Annotated in this window: 20 protein-coding genes; 11 read left to right on the forward strand and 9 right to left on the reverse strand. The window is 71.7% G+C overall.

Annotation, left to right across the window (positions count from 1 at the left end; genetic code table 11):
* The first annotated feature begins 54 nt into the window (after positions 1 to 54).
* Positions 55 to 840 carry an OBAP family protein gene (locus tag ACZ7L4_RS40705; protein WP_472110113.1) on the forward strand — a complete coding sequence of 262 codons (786 nt, stop codon included), beginning with the start codon at positions 55 to 57 and terminating at the stop codon, positions 838 to 840.
* Between the two features lie 87 nt (positions 841 to 927).
* On the forward strand, positions 928 to 2,016 hold the full coding sequence (locus ACZ7L4_RS40710; protein WP_472110114.1) for a glutamate--cysteine ligase 2: 1,089 nt from the start codon (positions 928 to 930) through the stop codon (positions 2,014 to 2,016).
* A gap of 30 nt (positions 2,017 to 2,046) precedes the next feature.
* Here the strand turns inward: ACZ7L4_RS40710 and ACZ7L4_RS40715 are convergent, their stop codons facing one another.
* Complete coding sequence (locus ACZ7L4_RS40715) at positions 2,047 to 3,570, reverse strand: MFS transporter (protein ID WP_472110115.1); 1,524 nt, start codon at positions 3,568 to 3,570, stop codon at positions 2,047 to 2,049.
* A 136-nt stretch (positions 3,571 to 3,706) separates the two neighbouring features.
* On the opposite strand from ACZ7L4_RS40715, the gene ACZ7L4_RS40720 reads away from it, so the two are divergent.
* On the forward strand, positions 3,707 to 4,102 hold the full coding sequence (locus ACZ7L4_RS40720) for a VOC family protein (RefSeq protein WP_472110116.1): 396 nt from the start codon (positions 3,707 to 3,709) through the stop codon (positions 4,100 to 4,102).
* 22 nt (positions 4,103 to 4,124) lie between these two features.
* On the opposite strand, the gene ACZ7L4_RS40725 is transcribed toward ACZ7L4_RS40720, so the two are convergent.
* The gene (locus tag ACZ7L4_RS40725) at positions 4,125 to 4,694 is read right to left on the reverse strand and encodes a GNAT family N-acetyltransferase (RefSeq protein ID WP_472110117.1); all 570 of its coding nucleotides are present in this window, start codon (positions 4,692 to 4,694) and stop codon (positions 4,125 to 4,127) included.
* Positions 4,695 to 4,910: 216 nt separating this feature from the next.
* Here ACZ7L4_RS40725 and ACZ7L4_RS40730 point away from each other — a divergent pair, with 216 nt between their 5' ends.
* Positions 4,911 to 5,552: a hypothetical protein gene (locus ACZ7L4_RS40730; RefSeq protein ID WP_472110118.1), complete on the forward strand. Its 642-nt coding sequence runs from the start codon at positions 4,911 to 4,913 to the stop codon at positions 5,550 to 5,552.
* A 117-nt stretch (positions 5,553 to 5,669) separates the two neighbouring features.
* On the opposite strand, the gene ACZ7L4_RS40735 is transcribed toward ACZ7L4_RS40730, so the two are convergent.
* Complete coding sequence (locus tag ACZ7L4_RS40735) at positions 5,670 to 6,263, reverse strand: DUF6461 domain-containing protein (protein WP_472110119.1); 594 nt, start codon at positions 6,261 to 6,263, stop codon at positions 5,670 to 5,672.
* Between the two features lie 138 nt (positions 6,264 to 6,401).
* Between ACZ7L4_RS40735 and ACZ7L4_RS40740 the strand changes: the two genes are divergently transcribed.
* On the forward strand, positions 6,402 to 7,070 hold the full coding sequence (locus ACZ7L4_RS40740) for a Type 1 glutamine amidotransferase-like domain-containing protein (RefSeq protein ID WP_472110120.1): 669 nt from the start codon (positions 6,402 to 6,404) through the stop codon (positions 7,068 to 7,070).
* A gap of 79 nt (positions 7,071 to 7,149) precedes the next feature.
* On the opposite strand, the gene ACZ7L4_RS40745 is transcribed toward ACZ7L4_RS40740, so the two are convergent.
* Positions 7,150 to 9,018 carry a M64 family metallopeptidase gene (locus ACZ7L4_RS40745; protein ID WP_472110121.1) on the reverse strand — a complete coding sequence of 623 codons (1,869 nt, stop codon included), beginning with the start codon at positions 9,016 to 9,018 and terminating at the stop codon, positions 7,150 to 7,152.
* 226 nt (positions 9,019 to 9,244) lie between these two features.
* Between ACZ7L4_RS40745 and ACZ7L4_RS40750 the strand changes: the two genes are divergently transcribed.
* Entirely contained in the window at positions 9,245 to 11,044 is a 1,800-nt protein-coding gene (locus ACZ7L4_RS40750) for a hypothetical protein (protein WP_472110122.1), read from the forward strand.
* A 23-nt stretch (positions 11,045 to 11,067) separates the two neighbouring features.
* On the opposite strand, the gene ACZ7L4_RS40755 is transcribed toward ACZ7L4_RS40750, so the two are convergent.
* Together ACZ7L4_RS40755 and ACZ7L4_RS40760 are read right to left on the reverse strand one after the other, a co-directional pair.
* Positions 11,068 to 13,428 carry a bifunctional serine/threonine protein kinase/MFS transporter gene (locus ACZ7L4_RS40755; protein WP_472110123.1) on the reverse strand — a complete coding sequence of 787 codons (2,361 nt, stop codon included), beginning with the start codon at positions 13,426 to 13,428 and terminating at the stop codon, positions 11,068 to 11,070.
* Between the two features lie 222 nt (positions 13,429 to 13,650).
* Positions 13,651 to 14,226 carry a tyrosine-type recombinase/integrase gene (locus tag ACZ7L4_RS40760; RefSeq protein ID WP_472110124.1) on the reverse strand — a complete coding sequence of 192 codons (576 nt, stop codon included), beginning with the start codon at positions 14,224 to 14,226 and terminating at the stop codon, positions 13,651 to 13,653.
* 208 nt (positions 14,227 to 14,434) lie between these two features.
* Here ACZ7L4_RS40760 and ACZ7L4_RS40765 point away from each other — a divergent pair, with 208 nt between their 5' ends.
* Genes ACZ7L4_RS40765 through ACZ7L4_RS40775 form a run of 3 tightly spaced genes read left to right on the forward strand, consistent with a single transcriptional unit; the run spans position 14,435 to position 17,705 of the window.
* On the forward strand, positions 14,435 to 15,001 hold the full coding sequence (locus tag ACZ7L4_RS40765; RefSeq protein ID WP_472110125.1) for a hypothetical protein: 567 nt from the start codon (positions 14,435 to 14,437) through the stop codon (positions 14,999 to 15,001).
* Positions 15,001 to 16,206 (forward strand): DUF6236 family protein, encoded by a 1,206-nt coding sequence (locus ACZ7L4_RS40770; protein WP_472110126.1) that lies wholly within the window; start codon positions 15,001 to 15,003, stop codon positions 16,204 to 16,206. Before ACZ7L4_RS40765 ends, ACZ7L4_RS40770 begins: the two co-directional genes overlap by 1 nt.
* Positions 16,194 to 17,705 carry a hypothetical protein gene (locus tag ACZ7L4_RS40775; RefSeq protein WP_472110127.1) on the forward strand — a complete coding sequence of 504 codons (1,512 nt, stop codon included), beginning with the start codon at positions 16,194 to 16,196 and terminating at the stop codon, positions 17,703 to 17,705. Before ACZ7L4_RS40770 ends, ACZ7L4_RS40775 begins: the two co-directional genes overlap by 13 nt.
* A gap of 41 nt (positions 17,706 to 17,746) precedes the next feature.
* Here ACZ7L4_RS40775 and ACZ7L4_RS40780 read toward each other — a convergent pair whose 3' ends face one another.
* Entirely contained in the window at positions 17,747 to 21,193 is a 3,447-nt protein-coding gene (locus ACZ7L4_RS40780; protein WP_472110128.1) for a WD40 repeat domain-containing serine/threonine protein kinase, read from the reverse strand.
* Between the two features lie 188 nt (positions 21,194 to 21,381).
* Positions 21,382 to 21,834: an iron chaperone gene (locus tag ACZ7L4_RS40785; RefSeq protein WP_472110129.1), complete on the reverse strand. Its 453-nt coding sequence runs from the start codon at positions 21,832 to 21,834 to the stop codon at positions 21,382 to 21,384.
* A gap of 160 nt (positions 21,835 to 21,994) precedes the next feature.
* Here ACZ7L4_RS40785 and ACZ7L4_RS40790 point away from each other — a divergent pair, with 160 nt between their 5' ends.
* Positions 21,995 to 22,600 (forward strand): TetR/AcrR family transcriptional regulator, encoded by a 606-nt coding sequence (locus ACZ7L4_RS40790; protein WP_472110130.1) that lies wholly within the window; start codon positions 21,995 to 21,997, stop codon positions 22,598 to 22,600.
* Between the two features lie 9 nt (positions 22,601 to 22,609).
* Here ACZ7L4_RS40790 and ACZ7L4_RS40795 read toward each other — a convergent pair whose 3' ends face one another.
* Positions 22,610 to 23,341, reverse strand: a complete 732-nt coding sequence (locus ACZ7L4_RS40795) for an alpha/beta fold hydrolase (protein WP_472110131.1) — start codon at positions 23,339 to 23,341, stop codon at positions 22,610 to 22,612.
* Between the two features lie 75 nt (positions 23,342 to 23,416).
* Here ACZ7L4_RS40795 and ACZ7L4_RS40800 point away from each other — a divergent pair, with 75 nt between their 5' ends.
* On the forward strand, positions 23,417 to 23,755 hold the full coding sequence (locus ACZ7L4_RS40800) for a VOC family protein (RefSeq protein ID WP_472110132.1): 339 nt from the start codon (positions 23,417 to 23,419) through the stop codon (positions 23,753 to 23,755).
* The last annotated feature ends 2 nt before the right edge of the window (positions 23,756 to 23,757 follow it).

Raw genomic sequence — 23,757 nt, forward strand, 5'->3', positions numbered from 1 at the left:
TAGGTTCGCACCATCTGCCCGTTATCGCCGCCAGGCGCGGGGAACTCGCCGCACATGTCATTCACTCTGGGAAGCAGGACGCACCGCCGGGGCCGGGCGCCGGTCACGACCTTCGGCCTCGGCGCCGCGGCCGGTGTGACGGCCGCGCTCGGCGTTGTGTCCGGCCGCAAGGCGGCGACGATCAGCAAGATCGGCAAGGGGCATCCGCTCAAGCACCGCGCGCTGGACCTGGCGGCCGGGGCGATGCAGCCGAAGTACCCGATCGACGCCATGAGCACGTACCTCAACGGCTTCCACATGTACGCCGACGACATGGGCCGGCAGGTGGAGGCCACCCACTTCTGCATCCACCTCGAACACGACCTGCACCAGTGCGTGATCTTCGACCGCAACGCGCCCGACGCCCGCCTGATCGGCATCGAGTACATCATCGGCGAGGAGCGCTTCCGCGGTCTGCCCGAGGACGAGAAACGCTTGTGGCACAGCCACCACTACGAGGTGAAGTCCGGCATCCTCACCGCCCCCGGCATCCCCGACATGGCGGAGCACGCCTACTTCGAGGACCTCGTGACCACCTACGGCAAGACCTTCCACACCTGGCAGTACGACCGCGACGACTTCCCCTACGGGATCCCGCAGCTGATGATGGGCTTCACCGAGGACGGCCAGGCCGCGCAGGAGCTGATCCGGGCCAGGGACGAGCGGCTCGGCATCTCGACCACCCGCAAGCAGCGGAACCGGGCGGACATCCCCACACCGGACGTGGCGCCGGGCGCCAACGCATGGGAGAGCGGCCGCACCGTGCAGACCCGCGTCGACGAGACCGTCTTCAAGCGCTAGCCGGGCCGCCACACGGCGGGAGGACGGGCCCACCGCCTGCGCGACATTTCAGGCGAGGCTCCGGTGCACCGAAAGGGAACATGACCCATGCGCAGTGTCGGAGTGGAAGAGGAACTGCTGCTCGTCGACCGCGACAGCGGGGAACCGCGCTCGATGTCGAGCGCGGTCCTGGCGGTGGCCGCCCGCAGCGGCGACGAGGCCTTCGAGGCGGAACTCCACCGCGAGCAGCTGGAGTTCGCCACGCACCCGCACAAGGCGATGCCGGACCTCGCCGAGGACATCGCCCACTGGCGCAGGGCCGCCGCCGATCACGCGGAGCGGCTGGGCTGCGCGGCCGCCGCGCTCGCCACGTCGCCGCTCCCGGTGAGCCCCACCGTGGGCAGCGGTGCACGTCACCAGTGGCTGGCGGAGGAGTTCGGCCTGACCACGCAGGAGCAGCTCACCTGCGGCTGCCACGTGCACGTGTCCGTCGAGTCGGACGACGAGGGCGTCGCCGTGCTGAACCGGATCCGTCCCTGGCTGTCCGTGCTCGTCGCGCTGAGCGCCAACTCGCCGTTCTGGCAGGGCAAGGACTCCGGGTACGCGAGCTATCGCAGCCAGGTGTGGGGCCGGTGGCCGTCGGCGGGACCGGTGGAGCTCTTCGAGGACGCCGCCGCCTACCACCGCCAGGTCGAGGCCATGGTCGCCACCGGTGTCGTACGGGACAAGGGGATGGTCTATTTCGACGCCCGGTTGTCGGCCGCCCATCCGACCGTCGAGGTGCGCGTCGCCGATGTGTGCCTCGAACCGTTCACGACCGTCCTGCTCGCCATGCTGGTACGCGGCCTGGTCGAGACGGCGGCGCGCGCGTGGCGGTCCGGCGAGGCAGCCGCCGAGCACCCCGTGGCGCTGCTGCGCCTCGCGGCCTGGCGCGCAAGCCGCTCGGGCCTCGGCGCCCAGCTCGTGAGCCCCCGGCTGATGCGGCCCGTCCCGGCCCGCGCCGCCGCGGACGCGCTCCTCGACCATGTGCGGCCGGCGCTGGAGGACGCCGGTGACTTCGAGGAGGCCCGCACTCTCGTCTCCCGGCTGCTGCGCGACGGCAACGGCACCTGCCGGCAACGCGAGGCCTACCGGCGTACGGAGAGCCTGCCGGAGGTGGTCGCGGAGTGTGTGCGCAGGACCCACAGCGGCGTATGACGCACCCGCCTCCGGCCCGGTACGGCCGCGTCAGGTCTGCCGGGAGTGCACCGGATCGTTCTCCAGCTCCTGCGGGCATGTGCGAGGGGAGCCGCGGGCGAACCGGTCACGTCGCCAGTCGAACGCGGCGAGCACCAGCGATGCCATCATGCCGATCAGGGCGGCCCCCAGTGCGACGGTCAGCGCGCCCCGATAGTCCTCTCCCCCGGCGAGCACCAGGTAGAACAGGCCGGGCAGGGCCGCCGTTCCCACCGCCGCACCGAGCCGCTGCCCGGTCTGCAGGGCGCCGCCCGCCGCGCCCGCCATCCGCACCGGCACATCGCGCAGCGTCATCGTGATGTTCGGTGAGACCACGAAGCCACTGCCCGCCCCGCCGATGAAGAGGACCGGCGCGGCCACCCAGGGGGCGACGTCCAGCGGGGCGAAACGCAGCAGCAGAGCGGTGCCGCCGAGGCCGACGATCACGCAGGTCAGACCGCAGACCGTGAGCAGCCGTCCGAACCGGTCCACGAGACGCCCCGCGACCACCGCCGCGCTCGCGGAGCCCAGGGCGAACGGGGTCACGGCGAGCCCGGAGCGCAGCGGCGAAAAGCCGAGCCCGTGCTGGTAGAACAGCGCGAACACCAGCCACACGCCGCTGAACCCGACGAAGTAGAGGGTGCCGACCCCGGCGCCGACGGCATAGCCGCGCACGGTCGTGAACAGACGTGGATCGAGCAGCGGCTCGACGCCGCGAGCCACCAAGCGGCGCTGCCACATCGCGAACGCGATCAGCAGCACGGCACCGAGCGGGAACATCCACCACAGCCGGCCGAGGCCACCCGCGTCCGCCTGCACCAACGGGTACATCAGCGCGAGTACGCCGAGCCCGAGGAGCACGACGCCGACCACGTCCACATGACCGCGGCCGGAGCGCCGGACGCGCGGCAGCAGTCGCAGGCCGAGCAGGACGGCCACGACGCCGATGGGCACATTCACGTAGAAGATCCAGCGCCAGCCGTCCGGTCCTGAGGCGAGGGCGAGGATCGCGCCGCCGGCGAGGGGGCCGACGGCCGAGGAGATGCCGACGGTCGCGCCGAAGAGACCGAAGGCGCGTCCGCGTTCGGCGCCGCGGAACAACTGCTGGATGAACGCCGAGTTCTGCGGGGCCATGAACCCGGCGGCGAGGCCCTGCGCGAGGCGAGCCACCACCAGCAGACCGACGGTGGGGGCGGCCCCGCAGGCGGCGCTGCAGAGGACGAAGCCACCGAGCGCGAGCAGGAAGATGCGGCGCCGGTCCAGGGCGTCGCCGAGGCGGCCGGCGGTCACCAGCGCCAGGGCGAAGGCGAGGGCATAGCCGGAGACCACCCACTGCACCTGTGCCGGTGAGGCGCCGAGGTCGCGCTGGATGGTGGGCAGGGCCACCGCCACGATCGTCACGTCGAGCAGGCTCATGAATCCGGCCACCAAGGTGACCCACAGGGCCCTCCACCGGTGCGGGTCCGGTGTGGGTCCGGCGTCCTGCCCCGCCACCCGGCCGCCCTGGCCGTCGCCACCCGAAGGCGCCTTCGTCATACCGGGCTCCTTTCGTTCGTGGCGTACATCGGCTCACCCGTCCGAATAGATCGGTTGACCTCCTTGGCTCACGGCAAACTCCCGGTGCCGCTCCGCGTTGAACGCGCGGCAGCGCCATCGCCCTAGGATCAGCCGTATGTTGAGGCTCGGAATCCTGGTCATCGGTGTCACGGACATCCCCCGCGCCGTGGCCTTCTGGACGCAGGCGTTGGACCTCGTCGCCACCGAGGAGTGGCAGAACGACACGTGGCGCACGCTCAACCACGCCGACGGCTCCGGCCGCGCGCTCGGCCTGCTGCACAGCGCCTCACCGGCGGAGCCTCGCCCTCGCCTCCACCTGGACCTCTTCACGGACACCCGGGAGGAACAGCAGGCGGAGGTCGAGCGGCTGGTGTCGCTCGGGGCGCAGCGGGTCGACTGGCCCCTGTACCCGCCCGAGCCCGACTTCGTCGTCCTCGCCGACCCGGACGGCAACCTGTTCTGCGTGGTGGATCTGAGCCATGCGCCCAGCGGCGGCGGCCTTTCGACCTGACAGGCCGCGCGGTCCTGTCCGGTCAGGGCGAAGGGCTCAACCGCTCCGGCTGCCACTCCCGCCTGAGCAACCCGTACACCCACGAGTCGGACACCTCGCCGTCCACGACGCAGTCCTCCCGCAACGTCCCCTCACGCACGAACCCGACCTTCTCCAGCACCCGAGCGGACCCCGCGTTGCGCGTATCGGCCTCGGCCTGGACCCGATTCAGATCCAGCGTGTCGAACGCCCACCGCAGCAGGGCGTGCGCGGCCTCGGTCGCGTAGCCGCGCCCCCACATCGCCTCGCCGAGGCAGTAGCCCAACGACGCGCTGCGATACACCGAGTTCCATGCGCTCACCCCGCACCAGCCGACGAACACCCCGTCGGATGCACGGTCGATGGCCACCCGCGCCCCGGTGCCCTCCTGCGCCACCTCCCGGCACTTCGCGATGAAGCGCTCGGCGCGGGCCGGTTCGTCCCACGCCGGGGAGTCCCAGTAGCGCATCACGTGGGCACTGCTGTGCATCGCGAAGAGGTGCTCCGCGTCGGCGCCGGTGAAGGGACGCAGCCGTAGGCGAGCGGTGCGCAGCGTCGGCGTGGCCAGAGTCATGGGCCCCATCTTGCGACCGCACGGGGCGGGCAGGACACCGAATATCGCGTCCGGCGCGGCACCCTCCTCGCACAGCTGTCCACAAAGGCCCCCGAGAAGGGCGCACTGAGACACCTACGCGACCTGTTGCACACCAAACGCCCACACTCGCCTGACAAACTGCGCCGGACATCGCCGTCTCGGCGGACAGTTCACCAAATAGCGAGGGTCTTACACATGCGCAAGGCGCGTATCGCACTGACGGCCGCTCTGGTCACCACGCTCGGCCTCGGACTCACGGCCTGCGGCGGCGACAGCGAGGACGGAGCGAAGGAGAAGGAGTCGCCGACGGCGACGGTGCCCGCGCCGGACACGCAGAGCCCCAGCGCCGACGGCGACACGAGTGAGGGCGGCGACGCGCAGCCCGCGGGCGACGTCACCGCGCCGGGCAGCAAGCTCAAGGTCGGCGACAAGGCGGTCCTGCCCTTCGAGTACGCCAAGAAGAAGGGCACCCTCGCCATCACCGTCACGGCGATCGACAAGGGCGCCGAGGCGGACATGTCCCAGTTCGGCGCGCGGGCCAAGGGCCTGACGCCCTACTTCATCAAGATGAAGGTGGAGAACGTGGGCGGCACCGACCTCTCGCGCGCCTACGTGCAGCTGAGGGGCCTTCTCGCCAGCGGCCAGGGCACCGGCGTCTCGCTGATCGGCGACATCCCCGGCAAGTGCGACAAGGAGTCCGCGCCCGCCGAGTTCGGCAAGGGCGCCTCGTTCGAGACCTGCTCGCTCGCCGCGTCGCGGAGCGGCGACGTCACGGGCGCCGAATTCGACGAGGGCGACGCTTACAGCGACAAGCCGGCCGTCTGGACCGCCGGCTGATTCACCCCGACGTACCGCCGCCCTTGAGGAGCGCCCCCTTGGGCGCGCGGAGGGGTCCAGAGGCTCCCTGGCGCTGCCAAAGCCTCTGGACCCGTCGGCGCATGACCACGCCTCTGATCAGGAGGCGGCCTTGGACACACCCCCGGCCCACGGGCCCTCGAAGTCCGCTGCGGTGAGCGTGAGACCGGTCAGCACACGCACAGCGAGGACGAGAGCGCCTTCGGGTTCGTCGATGTCCGCCGCCTCGCCGGTCGGTGCGCAGGCGTCCGAGGCGTCGAAACCGGCCGCGGTGAGGGCGCCGATGACCGGGTGCGTGGTGTCCACGCTGCCCGAGGGACCGTCGAAGCAGCCGCCGGACAGCTCGAGGGCGCCGAGGACGGCGCCGTCGTGGGCGACGGTGGCCGTCCTCGTATCGGGGTCGCGACAGGCACTGAAGGCGATGCGGCCGCCGCCGGCGAGGGCGCGCAGGACCTCGTCATCGCAGCCGATCCCGCTCTCGAACTCGACGGCGAGCGTCCAGCCGCCCGGCATGTCGCGGCCGAGGACGAAGCAGCCCTCGCCCTGGCGCTCCCGGAGGACATCCGCGGCCTCGCCCACACTCCCGAGGCCGGCGACGGGGGCGTCGACGCCCATGAGGCGGAGGGTTTCGGCGAGCGGGTGGGCGGCGAGCGTCACACACCAGCCCTCGCCGAACATCTCGTCCAGGTCCACGGTTGTGAGGCCTTTCTGATCGCGGGTGCGCGGCCACCGTGTCCAGATGGCTGAGCCCAAAGAGTAGGCGGCACACCTGACATGGGAGACGGCAGACCCGCATTGCGCGGGCCCCGCCAGCCGTGCTTGGCTCGCCCGATGAACCTTCTGTTGACAGCCGCCGGCCTGCGCAACGAGACGCAGCGAGAAGCGCTGCGGGACATGCTGGGCAAGCCGTTCGGATCGGCGAACGTCGTGTACGTTCCCACCGCGTCCCTCGCCGAGTCCGGCGACCACGCGTGGTCCGTCGCGGACATCAACCGGCTGTACGCCCTCGGCTGGCAGGAGTTCGACATCCTGGAGCTGAACGGCCTCCCCCAGCAGATGGTGCTCGACCGGCTGCTCCACGCCGACGTCATCTACGTCGCGGGCGGCAACCACTACCACCTCGCACGCAGCATCACCGGCAACGGCCTGACCGACGGCTTCCTGGAGGCGCTGGAGAGCCGGGTCTACGTGGGGTTCAGCGCCGGATCAATGATCTTCAGCCGCCATCTCACCGGCCCCTCCGCCGACGTCATCGGGGACACCGCGGACCTCCACGCCCTCGGCGCGACGACCCTGGAGCCGCCGTTCGGCCTCTTCGACTGGTACCTCAAGCCCCACCTGAACTCACCGGACTTCCCCGAACGGGACGACGCCTGGGCCGAACGCATCGCCGCGCGCGCCGACTTCCCCATCTACTTCATCGACGACGAGACGGCCGTCCGCGTCAGGGACGGCAAGGTGGACGTCGTTTCGGAAGGCCGGTGGCGGTTCCATCCGTAACGCGGGCGGCATCGGGCCTCGCAACCCGCGTTCCCGGACGCCGTGGCGGTCCGTGCGGCGCGCGGGGGCGCGAACCGGGTCAGCCCTGCTTCTCGACCAGTGTGACCTCGAATTTCCTCGCCCCCGCGATGTTCCCGGCCGCGTCGATCGACCGGTACTCGATCGTGTGCGTGCCGTAGCGCGGCGTCGGGTCGTCCCAGGGCACCGCCCTGGCGTCCCCGAGCTTTCCGTACACGAGGTCGTCGATGACGGTCCCCTGCGGCGTGAACCGGAACGGCGCGTCCGCGTCCGTCGGCCAGCCGTAATACGTGTACCAGCCGTCGCCGTCCACCCGGAACTGACTGACGACCGCGCCCTCCCGGTCGTCCCGCCCGGTGAGCCTCATCGTGAACGGGCCGTCGTACACGAAACGCGTGGGCCGGCCGGGCTTCTTGACGGTCCGCAGCGGCGCGGACAGCTCGTAGGAGGTGGCCGCGGGCTTCGTGTCGACCGTCCACGTCAGGACGGAGTCGCCGGTGCGGGCCGTGACGGTGCGGGGTGTGCCGCGGAGTGCGCCGAGGTTCAGGTCGCGGTCGTTGCCCGGGTTCGCGACGTGCTTGCCGTCCACGGTCCAGCGCACGCGCGGGACTCCGGTGGCCGGATGGGTGGTGTCCGCGTGGATCACGGATCGCGCGCCGACCGGGGTGTCGGTCGCGGTGTGGTGGGTGAACTCGACCTTGGTCGCGTCCGGTTGGGTGGTGAGCGCCCCGTCCACGGTCCACTCGACGCTGCGGGTCAGCGCCTGGGACCCCCGGATCTCGGGATCGCGGACGAACGGCGTCGGATCGGTGACGGTCGCGGTCAGCTTGTGCTTGCCACGCCCGATGCCGAGCTTCTCGAGGTCCAGGCTGCGGACGCTGTTGGCGACCGACCTCCCGTCCAGCCGCCACACGGTGTCGAGTTCACCGCCGACCGGGTGCATGGTGTCGACGAAGACGGTCCGGTCCGCGCCCACCGGGGCCGAGACGGGGGTGTGGTCCTGGATCAGGTTCACCTTGCCCGAGATCGCCTTGACCATGACCTCGCGGCCGACCTGGTCGAAGGCGTAGCCGAGGGTCTTCATCATCGAGTGCCTGCTGGGCCGCCAGACACCCTTGGCGCTGTACATGCCGCCCTCGTACGTGCCGATCCGGCCGCCCGAGAGGCTCTCCTCGCCGAGCCAGCGCCACCACTTCTTCTTGCGGTCGGCCAGCTGCTCGGCGGTGAGGACGGTGTGGTGGGCCGAGGCGGGTTCGCCGCCCTCGTAGGCACCGCCGGGCTCGCCGCGGCCGTAGTAGTCGTACTCGTCCTGGAGCTTGCCGAGCGAGTGGCCGATCTCGTGCGGCGTGATCAGCGAGGACAGGGCGTTGCCGCCCGACGCGGTCGCGTACGTGCCGCCCGCGCCGCCGTAGGTGTCGCTGTTGCCGAGCGCCACGATCTGCCGGTTGCCCGTGGTGGTGCCCGCCACCAGGTCGGCCTGCTCGGTGGCGGCCGCGCTGTCGACGGTCAGCAGCCGCTGCACGCTGTCCGCGCTGCAGCCGCCCCAGAAGCCCATGCCGAGGCGGGTGTCCCGGCGGGGCGCGTCGAGGCCCGGATCGCAGTCGACGCCCGACTCCGCGGACGGTGCCTCGACGGCCCAGACGTTGATGTACGAGCGGTACGAGGCGAACGGCTCGATCGACCAGAGCACGTTCATGTGCCGCTCGACGTCCGCACGGAACTCGGGCATCTCGTCGGCCGTGTAACCGTCGCCGAGCACCACCATGTTGAAGCGCTTCTCGGCGGGCCCGGTCTGCTGGATCGGCACGACGGTCGCGTCCGCGGTCGCGCCGGCGGCGGACGCGGGCGTGGGCGTGGCACTCAGGGCGCAGGCGGCGAGGAGGGCGCCCGCGGCGGCCAGCGCCACGGGTCTCCATTGGATGATGGACATGGAACGGGAGCGTATGGGGGTGCCAACGAGCCGTAAAGGGACAGGGGTTGGAGTGCCGGGCCACCAACTCCACGCCGTCGGACGCCCGCTCGCCAGCGGGACCGGACAGCGTCACCGGGTACACGCCGTGGCCGCCCACACGCAGCCGCGATCTCGGTCGTTCCCTTCACCGCGATGGTCGCCTTGGGCTACCTTCGCCGTTGAGGTGGCGAAGGGAGCCGTGCTGATGACCCGCCATGTGTTGACCGCCGTCGGCGTCGAAGGCGAGCCGAATGCGCAGGAGGCCCGCACCACCCCGCCCTCGCTGGCAACGGTCGCCTCGTACGGCGATCTCCACGCGTGCGACTACGTCACCGTGACCCAGGACGCGTCCGTGAGCCTCTACGCCCGCGACCACGGCGGGACTTGGTGCGTCGTGTGCGTCGGCACCGACGCCGCAACCGTCGACGAGCTGCGCCTCTGGTTCGACCTCACCCACCACTACCCGGGCCCCGACGGGGCAGACGAGGGCCACCCGCTCGGCACGGCTCCCACGGCGGGCGCCGGCGTGCGTGTCGACGCGACGCGCGCCGTCGCCCTGGTGAAGGAACACATCAGCACCCGCGGTCTCGACTACCCGGTCCAGGGGTTGGAAGCGGACCGGTTCGCCGCCGGGTGGAGCGTGTACGCACCCGTCGACATCGACGACAGCGACCCCATGTCCTTCCTCGACCTGCCGCTCGATCGATCCGTGTTCCTCATCAGCGACATGGGGCGGATCAAGGAGGTCACCTCCGCGATCCCACCCGAACAGGTACGGGCCCTGTTCACCGCCGAAGAGGCGTTCGTGCGGCGCGCACCCCTTGAGGAGTCGTTCATGAACGACCTCAAGGAGGAGTTCGAGCGCCTCGACGCCCAGTCGGGACAGCCGAGCGCCGTCACGGAATTCTCCGTCGTCTCAGCCCCGCCCGAGGAATTGATCGCGGGCCGGGTCTCCGCGCTCGCTCACGAGACCGCGCAGCAACTGGCCCTGCTCGCACCGGCGCAATGGGACCGCATGACCGCGGCCTTCTCGTGCACCGTGTCCGCCGAGACGGCCGACGTGTCCTTCTGGGACCGCGAACGCCCCATGGACGTACGGGTCCCCGAGCAGATCGCGCTGCTCGTACGCCGCCAGCGGCACCTCGCGGCCGCCATGCCGGCCGGCCCGTGGCTGCGCCTGCTGCTCACCGTCACCAAGGCCGCGGACGGGCGTGCGCAGGTCTCCACCCAGTACGACTACGGTGACGAGCGCCTGCCCGACGGCCAGTTGCTCGCCCCGTCGCACTACCGCAACGACCTCGCCGCGTACCCGCGGAGCGAGGTGCCGACGTGGCTGACGGGCTATGCGGAAGCACAGGGCGCGGCGCGTGCCGAGCGCCCGCGTCCGGAACCCGCGCGTGTGGAACCCGCCCACGGGGAGCGCCCCCGCCCCGAACCGGCCGAACGCCCCTTCGTGGACAGCAAGGTCGGCTGGTCGACACATGTGATCGCCGACCGGCACCGCATCACCTACGGGCGGCACACACTGGACTGGGACGAGGTCGAGTGGGTCTGCTATCCCGTCTCCCGTACCAAGCACCAGGGCTTCCTGATTCCGTCCACCTACACCACCACGTACACCTTCGGCGTCGGCACGTACACGGACTCGCCGGAGGGCCTGCGCAATCTGAGCTGGAGCAGGGGCGGGAAGCGGCCCACCGATCCCGCGGAGTGGCTGGCCCTCGTCGACTTCGTCCAGCGCACCGTCGAACCCCGGCTCCTGGCGCGGTACGTGGACCTCATCCGCCGGGGCGGGTCTCTCACCATCGGCGAGCTGCGCGTGCACCGCGACGGGCTCACGCTGCGCGGGGTGATGGACGCCGGCTGGCGTTCGCTGACCGGTGTCGAGGTCGCGAACGGCCTGGTCTGGATAAGCGAGCAGGGCGGACGGGAGCCGGTGCGGGTCTCACTCGGCAGTGCCAACGCCGTACTTCTGCCACGCATCGTGGCGGCCATGACGCCGTGACCGGGTGAGGTGCACCCCCCTCCTTACGAGCTGACGTCGGCCGGGGCGGCGGTCCTGATCAGCGCCGCCGCGCAGAGTCCCGCGACGAAGGTGAGGCCGGCGGCGCCGTACAGGGCATCGGTGCCGAGGCCTTCCCCGGTGGGGCCCTCGGCGCCGCCGAACAAGACGGCGCCGAGGGCCGTGCCCAGCTGGAGGGCGGTGCTGGTCACCGCCGCGGCACCGCCGCCGCACCCGTCCACCGAGCCCGCCGTGGCCACGTGGAGCAGCGGCGCCATGGCCGTCCCCAGACCGAGGCCGGCCAGCACCGACCCGATCAGCACGAAGGCGAACGCCCCGCCGGATCCCAGACCGCCCAACGGCAGCAGCCCGACGGCGGCCACCACCAGGCCCGCCGCGATCAGAGTTCGCGGTGCCATCCGCCGCAGCAGGCCGGGGGCCGTCCGGGTGGCACCGATGACGAAGGCGACACCCGCGGGCAGCGCGACGACGCCGGCAGCTGTCGGCGACAAGCCCATGACCGCCCCCAGGACGAGCGACATCGCAGGAAAGAGCGCGAACAGGCCCGCCGCACCCAGGCACAGGACGACCAGACCGCCGATCCGGTCGCGATGCCGAGCGAATACCCCCGCGACGTGCGGAACGCCCGCAATCGCCAGCAGGACGACGCCGATACCGAGCATGACCAGGGGCGAGAGGGCTGCCCGGTTGTGCCAGGCCTCCCCGTACAACGCGAAGCCCGTGAGCAGGGCCCCCACGGAGCCGAACAGCAGGCTCCGCGGTGCGAGCCCGGGCCCGGTGGGCCCCTCGGGATCGTGCACCCGGATGGCCGCGACGACGAGAGCGGCAAGGATGAGGAGGACGTGGGCGTAGAGGGAGCCGCGCCAGCCCATGGACTCGGACATCAGCCCGCCCAAGGCCAACCCCAGGGGCCAGCCGCCGATCGTGACCGCGGCGTAGACACCGAAGGCCCGGACACGCTCCCCGGGTTCGACGACGTGGGCCGCCACCAGCGCGAGCGCGGCGGGGGCCACCAGCGCGGCGCCGGCGCCCTGCAGGGCGAGGGCCGCGATGAGCACGCCGGCAGTCGGAGCGAGCGCGCCGACGACGGCGGCCGCCGCGACTGCGGACAGCCCGGTCATCAGCGTCCGTTTGCGGCCCAGCCGGTCCGCGAGATGTCCGCCGAGCAACAGCAGTGCGACCAGCGCCACGCCGTAGGCAGTGAACAGCGAGTCCGTGGCGCGCATGGCGAGGTCGCGGGCGAGGAAGGGTGCCTCCGCGTGCAGACCGGCGACGCCGAGGACGACGACGAGTTGGGCGAACACCGTGGCGGCCAGGCCCCACCGGCGGCGTGGGTCCGGCGCACGGGCCGGGGCGGGGGACGGGCGTGCGGGGGCCTCGTCCGTGGCCGGGGGCGGCCCGAAGGCGCGCGGGGCCTCGGGGTGCGCCGCAGCGGTGGGGGTGTACAGAACCTGCGGAGAGACGGAGGGCTGCAGCCGCCCGGGCCGTGCGGATTGGGGTGAGGGCGGGTCCGACGGTGCCGCGGCCGACCCGGCCGACGTTCCGGGCGCGAAGTCCAGCAACTGGGCGGCGTGGCGTCCCAGTTGCGCCAGGATCGCGCTGGGCAGCCACACCTCATCGGCGCCCGACGCCGTCCGGTCGGCGACCTCCTGGAGGGTGGGGCGCTCGGCCGGGTCCTTGGCCAAGCACGCGCCGACGAGCTCCCGCAGCGACTCCTGGACCCCGGTCAGGTCCGCCGGGTCCTCGGCGACCCGGAACAGATGGGCGTTGAGCCCGGTGCCCCCGGCGCCGAACAGCAGCCGTCCCGTGGCGGCGTACACGAGGACCGCACCCAGACAGAACACGTCGCTGGCAGCGGTGAGTTCGAGTCCGCGCACCTGCTCGGGCGACATGAACCCCGGGGAACCGATCAGCATGCCGGTCCGCGTGAGCAGGCTGTCAGGGGCGAGTGTGTCCATGGCCCGCGCGATCCCGAAGTCGATCACGCGCGGCCCGTCCACCGTCACCAGCACATTGGACGGTTTGAGGTCCCGATGGATCAGGCCCGCGCCGTGCACCGCGGTCAGGGCGAGTGCGAGGCGATGAGCCAGCACCCGCACGGACTCCTCGGGCAAGGGCCCGAAGTCACGTCCCACCACACGGGTCAGGTCGGGCCCGGGCACGTACTGCGTCGCCACCCAGGGAACGGGGGCGTCGGTGTCGGCGTCGAGCACGGCCGTGGTCCAGGCCCCGCCCACCCGCCGGGCGGCCGCCACCTCGCGGGCGAACCGTCGACGGAATTCCGGATGCTGAGCGTGCTCCGCCTGGACGACCTTGACCGCGACGGTGCGCCCGGCATCGGATCGGCCCAGGTACACCAGTCCCATGCCTCCCTCACCCAGGCGGGACATCAGACGGTACGGGCCTATCCGGCCAGGGTCTTGGGGAGTCAACTGATCCACAGCGGCACGGTAGTTGACGTTGCCGGGTGCGTCATTGGCCTGGATGCCTTCCCTGCGCAAGGCTCACGAGTGGACCCTTCAGTTCCGGTGCTGCGAGGAGCCCCGGAAACAGGGCAACGCGCCGACCCAGCAACCCGAGACCTGCGTCTAACGGTGCTCGCGCGCCCACGCCCGCCGCATCTGCTCGAACCGGCGCGGCAACGGGAACCCGTCCTCCCCCACATGCCGCGCATTCAACCGGCCGACCAGCCGGTCCCACGACTGCTGCATGCCGCGCGGGTGAATCGGCATCCCCACGTGGTACAGGGTGCCGTCCGGCTTGTGCGCGGCCCGCACCGTCACGAACAACGCCCGCACCCGGTCGCCCTCGATCGGCCCGTGCATCACCCGCTTCCGGGCCTGAAGCCACCAGCCGAGCACCGTCAACGCATCGTCGTCCAGCGGGTACGTCCGCAGATAGCGGGAGCCGACCGCGGGCCCCGGCCGCGCGTGCCACACCCCGACCGTGCCCGCGCCCGGATCGACGTCGTCGACGGTGATCTGCTGCAACTCCCCCACCCGCGCCCGCCCGCCGGTCGCCCGGGCCAGCGTGAGCACACACGCCAGCCTCACCTGCTCCGGCCCCGCGCGCCCGCGATCGGCCTCGTCGACGACGAGACGCCAGACACGCTCAGCCGTCTCGAACCGGACAGGAGGGTGCGTCGGATTCGGGGTCGAGGCCACGGCTGGAAGCCTAGCTCTGCCGTCTGACATTCGGGACGACGTATCTCCCGCTCGCGGCTCGGCAGCGTAGCGTCTCGTGCCTGTTTTACGTGCCCGGACGGACGGGCACGGAGGGTTCCACCTCAGCGGCGGGGACCGTTCCGCCCCCAACTGCCGCCCCTATGTGGCAGTGTCATGAACCTGGTTCCGATCACCGTGGAGGGCCGTGGTGGCGCAGAGCCGATCCGAGTACGAGGCGTCCCTCGACGTGGGCACCTCCATGACCGACAGGGGACGCTTCCACGACGCCGTCGAGCCGCTGCTGCGGGCCGCCGCACTCGGCCGGACCGCGGCTCAGCGCCGGGAGGCGGCCACCGCCCTGCTGCGGCTCGGCATGGGGCTCGGTGAGCGGCACGGGTTCGTCGACGCGATGCGCGTCGACCGTCGGGCGGCCGCCATCTTCGCCGAACTCGGGGACGAGGAGGCGGAGTTGCAGAGCCGCTTCCTCATGGGCGTCTGCGAGTGGCAGCTCAAGGCGTTCGAGAGTGCGATCCAGATCTTCGAAGACGTCGCTGAGGGCCCGTCCCGGTCCAACAGGGGCGCGGGCAAAGCCGTGTTCAGGTCTCTGGCGGTGCTGAGCATCTCCTGCATCCTGGTCGACCATCTGCGCCAGTACCGGCGGGCGATCCCGTACGCGACCGAAGCCGCGCGGCTCTTCCGCGCGGCGGGCAACGAGGAGCAGGCCGCCCATGCGCTCCGGCATCTGGACGAGGCACGGCGCGGGGGGAATGTGTGATGGACCGGTTCGCTCTCTACTACCCGCACATCCACGTGCGCGACGACGACTGGCTCAAGTACGCCGCCCTGTACTGGCCCAAGATGGCCCGGATCCGGCCGCCCGGCTATCCGCTCCAGGACTCCCCCGCCGCGCAGCAACTCCACACCGCGCGCTGGCTGTTCGACCTCGAACCGCCCGCCTGGGCTGCCGACGAGGTCGCCGAGCCGTTCCTGGAACTGCTCCATGAACGCGGCGCCGCCCTGCGGGACCGCTGCGGCCTCGACCAGCTCGAGACCTGGGGCATGCCGGCCGCCGACGCCGCCTTCGGTAATGCGGGCGTGTTCTCGGCGGGCAGCCCGGACAGCGACGAGGACGACCCTGGCTGGCTCAACCCGCGGTTCGGGTACGTCCACACCAGCCGTATCAGCGGGCAGCTGATCGACTCGGCCGTTGATCAGGGGCTCGCGGCCGTCCGCTCCGGCCGCGGCGGAAACTGGGTGGCGATGCACCCCGAGCTGGCCGCCGTCCACGCGCTCGCGCTGGCCGAGCAGATGGCCACCGAGAACTGCCTGCACCCGATCACCGATCAGACGCTGCCGCACGCCGCCATGTCCGGGTGGACCGTCGAGCGGATCGCGGCGGCGCTCCTCGACGACCTCCCGGCGGAGGATGCGACGGCCCGGCCGGGGCCCGAGGAGGCGTTCGCGTTCCTGGCGTTCGCGACGGTGATCCCCGCCGACCTGGGGAACGTACCGGTCGAGAAGATCCTCGACATCCGCGCCGAGTTCGGCTCGGAGCTCGACGCGTTCCGGGAGTTCACGGCCGAGCGGGTCCAGGAGCTCGGCGCCATCGAGGACGTACGGGACGCGCGGCTGTACCAGGAGTACCTGCACACCGAGGTCGACCGCGAGGTCCGCGCGCGACTCGACGACCTGGACGAGCGCATGCGCGGCGCCGGTCTCGAAACCGCTCGGGCCCTGGCCAATGTCAGATCGGTGACCCTGCCGCCGCTGGCCGCCCTCGCGGCGGACGCGGTCGGTGTCACCCCGGCCCTGACCGTCCCCGCCGTGGTCGCCTGCTGCGTCGTCGGCGCGCCCCTTCAGTGGCGCCGCAAGCGCCGCGAGCTCACCCAGGAGTCGCCCGTCGGCTATCTGTTCCAGCTCCGGCGGGCCCTCGGCCCCGACACACTGATCGACAAACTGCGAAGGGCATGGCCGCGATGACGGACGACGACGCCTCGTTCTCGGATGCCTTTGACGAGGCGTTTCCGGAACGCGACTCCCACACCGACCACGCACCCGTGTCCGAGGACGGCGCCGGTCCGGACGTCGTCGACCTCGCGAACGCACAGACCCGGCGCCTCGCCGAGCGTCTCGCCGCCGAAGCCCCTTCCGGGTGGCGGCAGATCAGCGCCGTGTTCGCTCTGACGCTGCGCTCCGAGGCCTCGTACGTCCGCCACACCACCGACCGGGCTTCCACCAGCGCCGCACCGGGCCCCGACGCCCTCCGCCTGGCCCGGGAGCTGCGCCGGACCACCGCGCGGCTGCCGCGCGGGCCCTGGTGGCGCATGACGCTCGACCTGTACGTCGACGGCGACCTCGAGGTCGACTTCGACCACGGCGACGAGCCGTTCCCCGACGAGCACCTGTTCGCCCCCGAGGACTACCGCGCCGACCTCGACGCCTTCGACTGGTCGGCGGAGAAGCTGCCCACCTGGTTGTCCGCGTACGTCGGCCACGGCGGCAGGCAGCTGCGCAGCCCGCGCCAGGCCGCGGCGCCGGCCGGCCCGCACGGCGTCGGGCCCGCACGAGGTGTCTCGCCGAAGCAGATGCCCGGGCTCACCGAGACATGGGCGCGCTGGGCCGTCCTGTCGGCGGCGTTCGTCGCGGTGGGTTCCGAATGGGGGCCGCGGATGCAGCCGTCCCGCGCGCGGTTCGAGGGGGCGACGCGCAGCGGCTCGACGCTGTGGATGCTCTCGGGCGATCGCGCGGTCCTGTCCGGCGGTGTCTGGGATGCTTCCACCCTGGCCGAGGCCTGTCGCGGTGACGCGCCGCACCCCGAACTGTTCGCGGGGGCGCCTGCATGGGTCGCCGATCCGCTCCTCGACCAGCGGGCCGAGGTGGGTCTGCTGTCCTTCTGCTACTGGTGGGAGAGCGGACGCTGGCTGCGGGGCGAGTCACCGAAGGCGGACGAGCTGGCGACCGCGATCCCGGGTGTCTGGACCGGCTCCACGGTCGCCGATGTCATGTCGAACCTGATCCCGCACTTCACGCACGACACCGAAACGGCCGCGCTGCGCCTGATCACCGCCGCCGAAGGGGGATCCGCCGAACGCGGCATGCTGGCCGAGGTCTTCGAGACCGGCGAGGACATCGACATCGACATCGACGGCGCGTACCACCAGCTGGTGATGGCTGGTGTCACACGCCGCACCGACCTGCCGCAGTTGCCCCGCCACCGGGCGATCGCGACCGTGGCCCGCTACATGCGCGCCCACGACATGGACAGCCCCGACTACCGGATCGCGGACCTCGTGGCCGACCGGGTGGACTGCGGCTGGCAGGTCTTCGCGCCGGTCCCCGAGGGCGAGATGAGGATCGGCCGCGGGATCTTCTTCGTCGCCGACGACGAGGTCCTGGAGGTCACGGACACTCAGAGCTCGTACCCGCACCGGTACGCGGAGGAGTTCGCGGGCCGCTACCGCGAGCGATGGGGGCTGTGAGCAGGGCACGTCACGCCACACCACATTCATGTCACGTCGGATCAGGGCCGCGGTTTCGCCAACTCCCAGTCGAGCGTCCAGAAACGTACCCGCCCGTCGCTGTCTGCCGACACCGCGTAGGCGCCGTCCGATGTCACGGCGAGCTCCCCCAGCCGGCCGGGCTGTGCCTCCACCGTCCGCAGGCAGGTGCCGGCCGCCAGGTCCCACAGCCGCAGCTCCTCGCCGTCGTGGGTCGAGAGCAGGAAGCGGCCGTCCGGGGTGAAGTGCATTCTGCGCGCGTTGCCGCTCTGGCCTTCAAGTACCGCTGTGCAGACGCCGGTTGAGGTGTCCCACACGCGGATCGACAGGTCGTCGTAGCCGCCCGCGGAGGCCACCCGGCTTCCATCGGCGCTCATCGTGACGGCCATGACCCAACTCGAGTGGCCGCGCAGCACGGCATCGCAGCGGCCGGTCCCGAGGTCCCACAGGCGGACCGTGCCGTCGCTCGCGCCGGTGGCGGCGGTCCGGTCGCCCGGGCCGATCCACACCGCCCGGGGCATTCCCGTATGACCCTCGAACTCGCGCAGGAGGGTGCCGGACTCCAGGTCCCACAGCCGCAGCCGCCGGTCGCTGCCGTCGCCCGCGATGAGTGCGCGGCGCCCGTCGGCGGTGAAGCGGGCCGAGTCGGGGCTCATGGCCACGGGGATCATCCATCGGAGCGAGTCGGTCATGTCGGTGCCGATGAGCCGGGCGTCGGACATCGAGTGGCGTTCCGCGCCCGTTGCGGTCGACCAGGCCTTGGCCCAGCCGTTGCGGCCCCACGCCATCACGGTGTCGCCGTCGGGGCTGAGTTGCACTCGGTCGATGCCGTCGACGGGGCCGCTGCGCACGCTGTCCGCGGGGACGGGGATGGTCCGCAGGAGCGCGCCCGTGCCCGGATTCCAGAGCCGGATCTCGATGGCTCCGCTGGTGGCCATGACCTCCCCGTTCGCGCTGATGTCGAGCGAGCCGACGCCCGAGCGGTGCGCTGCGAAACTGTGGGAGAGCCAGACCGCACGAATGCCGGTGCGGTCCAGTGACTGGCTGATGCCTCGCCAGGCGGCCATCACATCGGAGGCGCGCTCGTACCCAGGGACTGCGCGTGCCTCCCTGAGGGCGTCGAGCGCGGAGGCGTGGTCGCCTGCCGTCTCCCGGGCCGCCGCGGTTTCCAGCAGCCCCTTCACCTTCTCCTCCAGCAGGTTGAGCACGCCGTGCCGGCGGGGCCAACTCACCTGGAGCGGAACGGCCGGAGAGCCCGGCATCCGCCACAGCCGCACGGTGTTGTCCTGCGACGCGGACAGTGCGAACCGGTCGCCCGCGCCCCAGCGGACGTGGCCCACCGCGCCTTGGTGTCCCCGGAACGTCCGCAGGCACCTGCCGGTTGCCAGGTCCCACAGCCGGACCGCGCCGTCGTGGGCACCGACCAGGAGTCTCGTGGCGTCGGCGCTGAGCGCGAGCGACCCACCTGGCGTGCGCACGGTGCGAACCCGTCGCCCGGCCCGCAGGTCCCAGATGTCGATGGCCTGGGCATGGCCCGCGATCGCCGCGACGCCGTTCACGGTGTCGAAGCGCAGAGCCTGCTGATTGATGCCTTGCCCGGCCAGGACCTGCGCGCACTGCCCGGTGCGCAGGTCCCAGAGGCGGGCGATGCAGTCCGCGTACCCGGCGACGAGGGCCCAGCGGCCGTCGAGGCTGAGCTCGGCCTTCGGGAACTGCGCCAGCGGGCCGTGCAGCCGCCAACGCACCTGGCGCCGGCGCAGATCCCACGCCACGAGGTCGACGCCGCTGACACCGTCCTTCCAGACGGATTCCGTGGCGACCGCGAGGCCCTCCTGCGGGCTGACCGCCGCCCAGTCGAAGGCCCTCGCCGCCCTGATGGTCCGCAGGCAGCTGCCGTCGGACAGGTCCCAGATGCGCAGGACGGCGTCGTACTCGACGGAGGCGCAGTACCTGCCGTCGGGGGTGATGCGGACCGACCGGAGCTTGGCCGTGTGTCCGCGCAGGGTGCGCAGGCAGCGGCCGGTGCGCACGTCCCACACGCGGACATGTTCGTCGAGACCACCGGTGACGGCGGTCCTGCCGTCCGCGGACAGGTCGATGCCGAGCGTCGCATAGGCCCCTTCGTCGGAGGGCGGGTTCCAGCGGACCTCGGTGCTCCCGACGCAGTCCGCGTCCGGCACGGCCCTGGAGCCGAGCGTGTCCAACGCCTCGGCCACGTCCCGCATCCCGGGCTGCTCGCGGTCGACGCGCTCGAGCAGCGGCCGGGCGGTGGTGAGGTCGCCGCGTTCGAGGTGGACGAGGCCGAGGGCGTGCCGTGCCGGCCAGGCGTCGTCGGTGTCGATGCGGACGGCGTCGAGGTCGGCGATCAGCTCTTCGTCGGTGATCCGGCCGCGGCGCCATCGCCACAGCCCGGAGTTCAGGGTCGCCTCGGCGTGCTGCGGGTCGGCCGCCAGCGCCGCGGTGAAGGCGTCGGCGGCCTCCTCGTCGCGGTCGAGGTCGAGCAGGGACAGCGCCCGGTTGTTGAGCTCGTCGGCGCGCAGGTCGGCGGCCCTCGGCTCCAGGCGCCGGTACCGCCCACCGGTCAACTCTCCGTATATCGCGGCCAGTTCCTCGGCGAGAGTCGCCATCGACCCCGGCCGCTTCTCGGGGTCCGGGTCGAGGCAGCGCTCCAGCAGCTCGGCCAGGTCCAGCGGCAGGGGCGGCAGACCGGGACCGTACGACGCGATGCCGTGCCGCTCCCTGAGCGTGTCGTTCGCGAACGGCCCGCGGCCCCAGCGCGGCCCGCCGGTGAACATCTCGAGGACCGTGACACCAAGGCTGAAGACGTCCGTCCGCTTCCCGACGGGCCGGTTCGAAAGCTGCTCGGGCGAGGCGTACGCGGGTGTCCGCCCGCCCGCCGAGACCGGCACGCTGCCCTCGGGCGAAGGCCCTCCGTCGTCCGCGACGGCGATCGGCCGGGCGCGCGCAAGACCGAAGTCGGTGACCTTGGCGACGAGGTCGCCGCCCTGGGCGTCGAGCAGTACGTTGGCGGGCTTGACGTCCCGGTGCACCAGGCCGGCGGCGTGCGCATGCCCGACACCCCAGGCCATCTGGACGGCCAGGTCCACGATGCGCACCACGGCCGCCGCCGGTCCGCCCGCGTACAGGCGGCGGCCGGCGATCCAGTCGTGCAGGCTGCCGTCACCGACGTACTCGGCGAAGAGGTAGGGGACGCCGTCGACGGCGCGCACGTAGTGGCACCCGCAGATGTTCGGATGCAGCCCGAGCGCGACCCACGCCTCGGCCTCCCCGACGAACCGCTCGCGCTGCTCGTCGGTCGCGAACATCTCCGGCTTGGGCGTCTTGACCGCCAGGTCGATCCCCCACTGCCGGTGCAGAACGCGCAGCACGCGCCCCATCCCGCCCTCGCCGGCGACCCCCTTCACCTCGTAGCGATCGTCGAGCACCTCCTGGGCCGCCCTGTCCCCCATGCACAACACGCCTTCGCCGAATCGACTGCACCGTGGTGCCCATTAGAGACCGGGCGATCGAGGCACATACGGTCAACGGGGCATCTCCGCAGGGGAATTGACGCCTCACGGCGGGCGGCCTCTGCGGCGCGCCGTCGCGGCCACTGTCGCGGTCGCTCACATTCCATGATCAGTTGGAATGCGGCCTCCTAGCCCACTGCCTGCTTCACCAGCGCACCGATCCGAGCCTCCGCCTCGGCCGTCACCTCGGTCAGGGCGAAACCGGCCGCCCACATCGTGCCCTCGTCCAGCTTCGCCTGGTCGCTGAACCCGAGCGTCGCGTAGCGCGCCTTGAACTTCTCCGCGCTCTGGAAGAAGCACACGATCTTGCCGTCGAGCGCGTAGGCGGGCATCCCGTACCAGAGCTTCGGCGCGAGGGCCGGGGCGCTCGCGGTGACGACGGCGTGAACGCGCTCAGCCATGGCCCGGTCGGAGTCCTGCATCTCGGCGATCTTCGCGAGTACGTCCCGCTTCGCCTCCGCTGCCTTGTCCGCACGCGAGCTGCGGCGTGCCGGCGCCTTCAGCTCGCGGGCGCGGTCTTTCATCGCGGCTCGTTCCTCGGCCGTAAATCCCTCGTGCGTACTGGATTCGGTGCTGCTCATGGGAGCTCCCCCTGCGAAGGCCAGACGTGCTGGAAGGTGATGGCGCGGGGGGCGACACGCCACCCCGCACTATCGGCACGGGCCGTGCCGATCGAGTGCGACTATTGCGCGCACCCCACGGCACTGTCAACGGCACGGCTCGTGCCGATAGGATGGCGGCATGACCAATACGCCCGCCACCCCGAGGCGCCGAGGCGCCGCGCGCACCGACGAGTTGCTGCAGGCGACACTCGATCTGGCCGCGGAGGTCGGCTACGGGGGGCTGAGCATCGAGGCGGTCGGCCGACGGGCCGGGGTCGGAAAGCACACGATCTACCGGCGCTGGCCCTCCATGCCCGCGTTGCTGCTCGACGCGCTCAGCCGTGTGTGGACCAGCGACTTGGACTATCGCGACACCGGGGATGTGCGTGCGGATCTGCGTGAGCAGTTCCTGCGCTCGGGTCGCGCCCTCTCCGGCCCGCCGATCGGCCCGGTCTACCGTGCCGTCATCGCCGAGGCTCAGGCCGATTCCGGGCTGCGCGCGACGTTGCACGAGCGGTTCCTGGCCACCGTGGAGCAGCGCACACTCGATCGCATCGTGCGTGCCCAGCGCGCCGGTGAACTGATCGCGGAAGCGAATCTGGAGTTCGCCGCCGAGGTGCTGTGCGGCGCGCTGTACTACCGCAGCCTGCTGTCGACCCGCCCCATCGACGAGGATGTGGTCGACGGATTGCTGGACATGTTCATGGCGGCCTACGGAACCGGCCGTGGTGCCTCGACCGCCTGAATCGGCCCCTCACACCCCATGGCTGTGAGCGTGGACCGGCAGTTGCTCCCCGGCTGCGTCGAGCAGGATCTGTGCCAGTTCGCGAGGCTGGGAGAACATCGGCCAGTGCCCGGTGTCCATCCGGACCAACCGCCAGTGCTCGCTGTTCAGCAGCTCGGCCACGTCGTCGTCGAGCTCGGCCCCGGCGAGCAGACACTGGATGTACGTCGCCGGGAGTTCACCCAGCGGCCCCGCGAGCAGGGCGGGCTCGGTCAACGTGGCGCCGGGGTGCGGCGTCGAGCCACCCACGAGGCGTGCGATCTGCTCATCGGTGAGCCCCTCGCCGTCGTAGTGCGCCGCGGGCGCGGGCGGCCAGAACCCTCCGTTCTCGGAGACCGATGCTTTCACCGCCGCCCCGCCGTCCGGACAGGCGGAGGCGAACGACTCGCCATCAGTGGGAACGTTCGAGTCGACGAATACCGCGCGCGCCAGTCGGCCGCCGATCCGCTCCGCGGCCTGACCGACCGGAATACCCGAGTAGCTGTGACCGACCAGGACGACGTCACGCAGAGCCTGGCGTTCGACCTCGTCGACGATGTCCTGGACGTGGGTCTGTTGCCCCGCCGGCACACCGCGCTTGTCAGCGAGACCGGACAACGTCAACGGGTAAACACCATGGCCGGCCACACGCAGATACGGCACCACGTCGTCCCACGCCCACGCCCCGAGCCGCGCACCTGCAACCAGCACGAAATTCCCCATGCCCGCACCGTAGCGGGGCAGTCTGACAATCACCCGGAAAATACGCTGCGGTCCGGTGCCTTGGCGGCGATAGGGGTGCCGGATCCCGGAGGCTTGGCGAGGTTCTACGCCGAACTCCTCGACTGGCACATCGGCCACGAGAAACCCGGCACCGCCATCGTCGCCCCCTCACCACAAGGACCGTACTTCGTCTTCCAGCAGACCGACGGGTACCGGGCTCCGGTCTGGCCACCGGTCGACGGCGAACAGCGCCCGATGATGCACTTCGACTTCCAGGTGGGCGATCTGGACTCAGCGGTCGCCGAGGCGGTCGCCCTGGGCGCCACGTTGGCCGAGGACCAGCCTCAAGAGAACGTCCGAGTGCTCCTCGACCCGGCCGGCCACCCCTTCTGTCTCTGCCTCGACGTGGGCTGACC

It is taken from the genome of Streptomyces sp. NPDC107575 (assembly GCF_055657265.1).

Coding starts and splice junctions, on each gene's coding strand:
- ACZ7L4_RS40720 (WP_472110116.1), top strand. CDS start 3,707: ATGTTGAGGCTCGGAATCCTGGTCATCGGTGTCACGGACATCCCCCGC.
- ACZ7L4_RS40730 (WP_472110118.1), top strand. CDS start 4,911: ATGCGCAAGGCGCGTATCGCACTGACGGCCGCTCTGGTCACCACGCTC.
- ACZ7L4_RS40790 (WP_472110130.1), top strand. CDS start 21,995: ATGACCAATACGCCCGCCACCCCGAGGCGCCGAGGCGCCGCGCGCACC.
- ACZ7L4_RS40710 (WP_472110114.1), top strand. CDS start 928: ATGCGCAGTGTCGGAGTGGAAGAGGAACTGCTGCTCGTCGACCGCGAC.
- ACZ7L4_RS40775 (WP_472110127.1), top strand. CDS start 16,194: ATGGCCGCGATGACGGACGACGACGCCTCGTTCTCGGATGCCTTTGAC.
- ACZ7L4_RS40770 (WP_472110126.1), top strand. CDS start 15,001: ATGGACCGGTTCGCTCTCTACTACCCGCACATCCACGTGCGCGACGAC.
- ACZ7L4_RS40705 (WP_472110113.1), top strand. CDS start 55: ATGTCATTCACTCTGGGAAGCAGGACGCACCGCCGGGGCCGGGCGCCG.
- ACZ7L4_RS40715 (WP_472110115.1), bottom strand. CDS start 3,570: ATGACGAAGGCGCCTTCGGGTGGCGACGGCCAGGGCGGCCGGGTGGCG.
- ACZ7L4_RS40725 (WP_472110117.1), bottom strand. CDS start 4,694: ATGACTCTGGCCACGCCGACGCTGCGCACCGCTCGCCTACGGCTGCGT.
- ACZ7L4_RS40795 (WP_472110131.1), bottom strand. CDS start 23,341: ATGGGGAATTTCGTGCTGGTTGCAGGTGCGCGGCTCGGGGCGTGGGCG.
- ACZ7L4_RS40780 (WP_472110128.1), bottom strand. CDS start 21,193: ATGGGGGACAGGGCGGCCCAGGAGGTGCTCGACGATCGCTACGAGGTG.
- ACZ7L4_RS40740 (WP_472110120.1), top strand. CDS start 6,402: ATGAACCTTCTGTTGACAGCCGCCGGCCTGCGCAACGAGACGCAGCGA.
- ACZ7L4_RS40745 (WP_472110121.1), bottom strand. CDS start 9,018: ATGTCCATCATCCAATGGAGACCCGTGGCGCTGGCCGCCGCGGGCGCC.
- ACZ7L4_RS40755 (WP_472110123.1), bottom strand. CDS start 13,428: ATGGGACTGGTGTACCTGGGCCGATCCGATGCCGGGCGCACCGTCGCG.
- ACZ7L4_RS40750 (WP_472110122.1), top strand. CDS start 9,245: ATGACCCGCCATGTGTTGACCGCCGTCGGCGTCGAAGGCGAGCCGAAT.
- ACZ7L4_RS40785 (WP_472110129.1), bottom strand. CDS start 21,834: ATGAGCAGCACCGAATCCAGTACGCACGAGGGATTTACGGCCGAGGAA.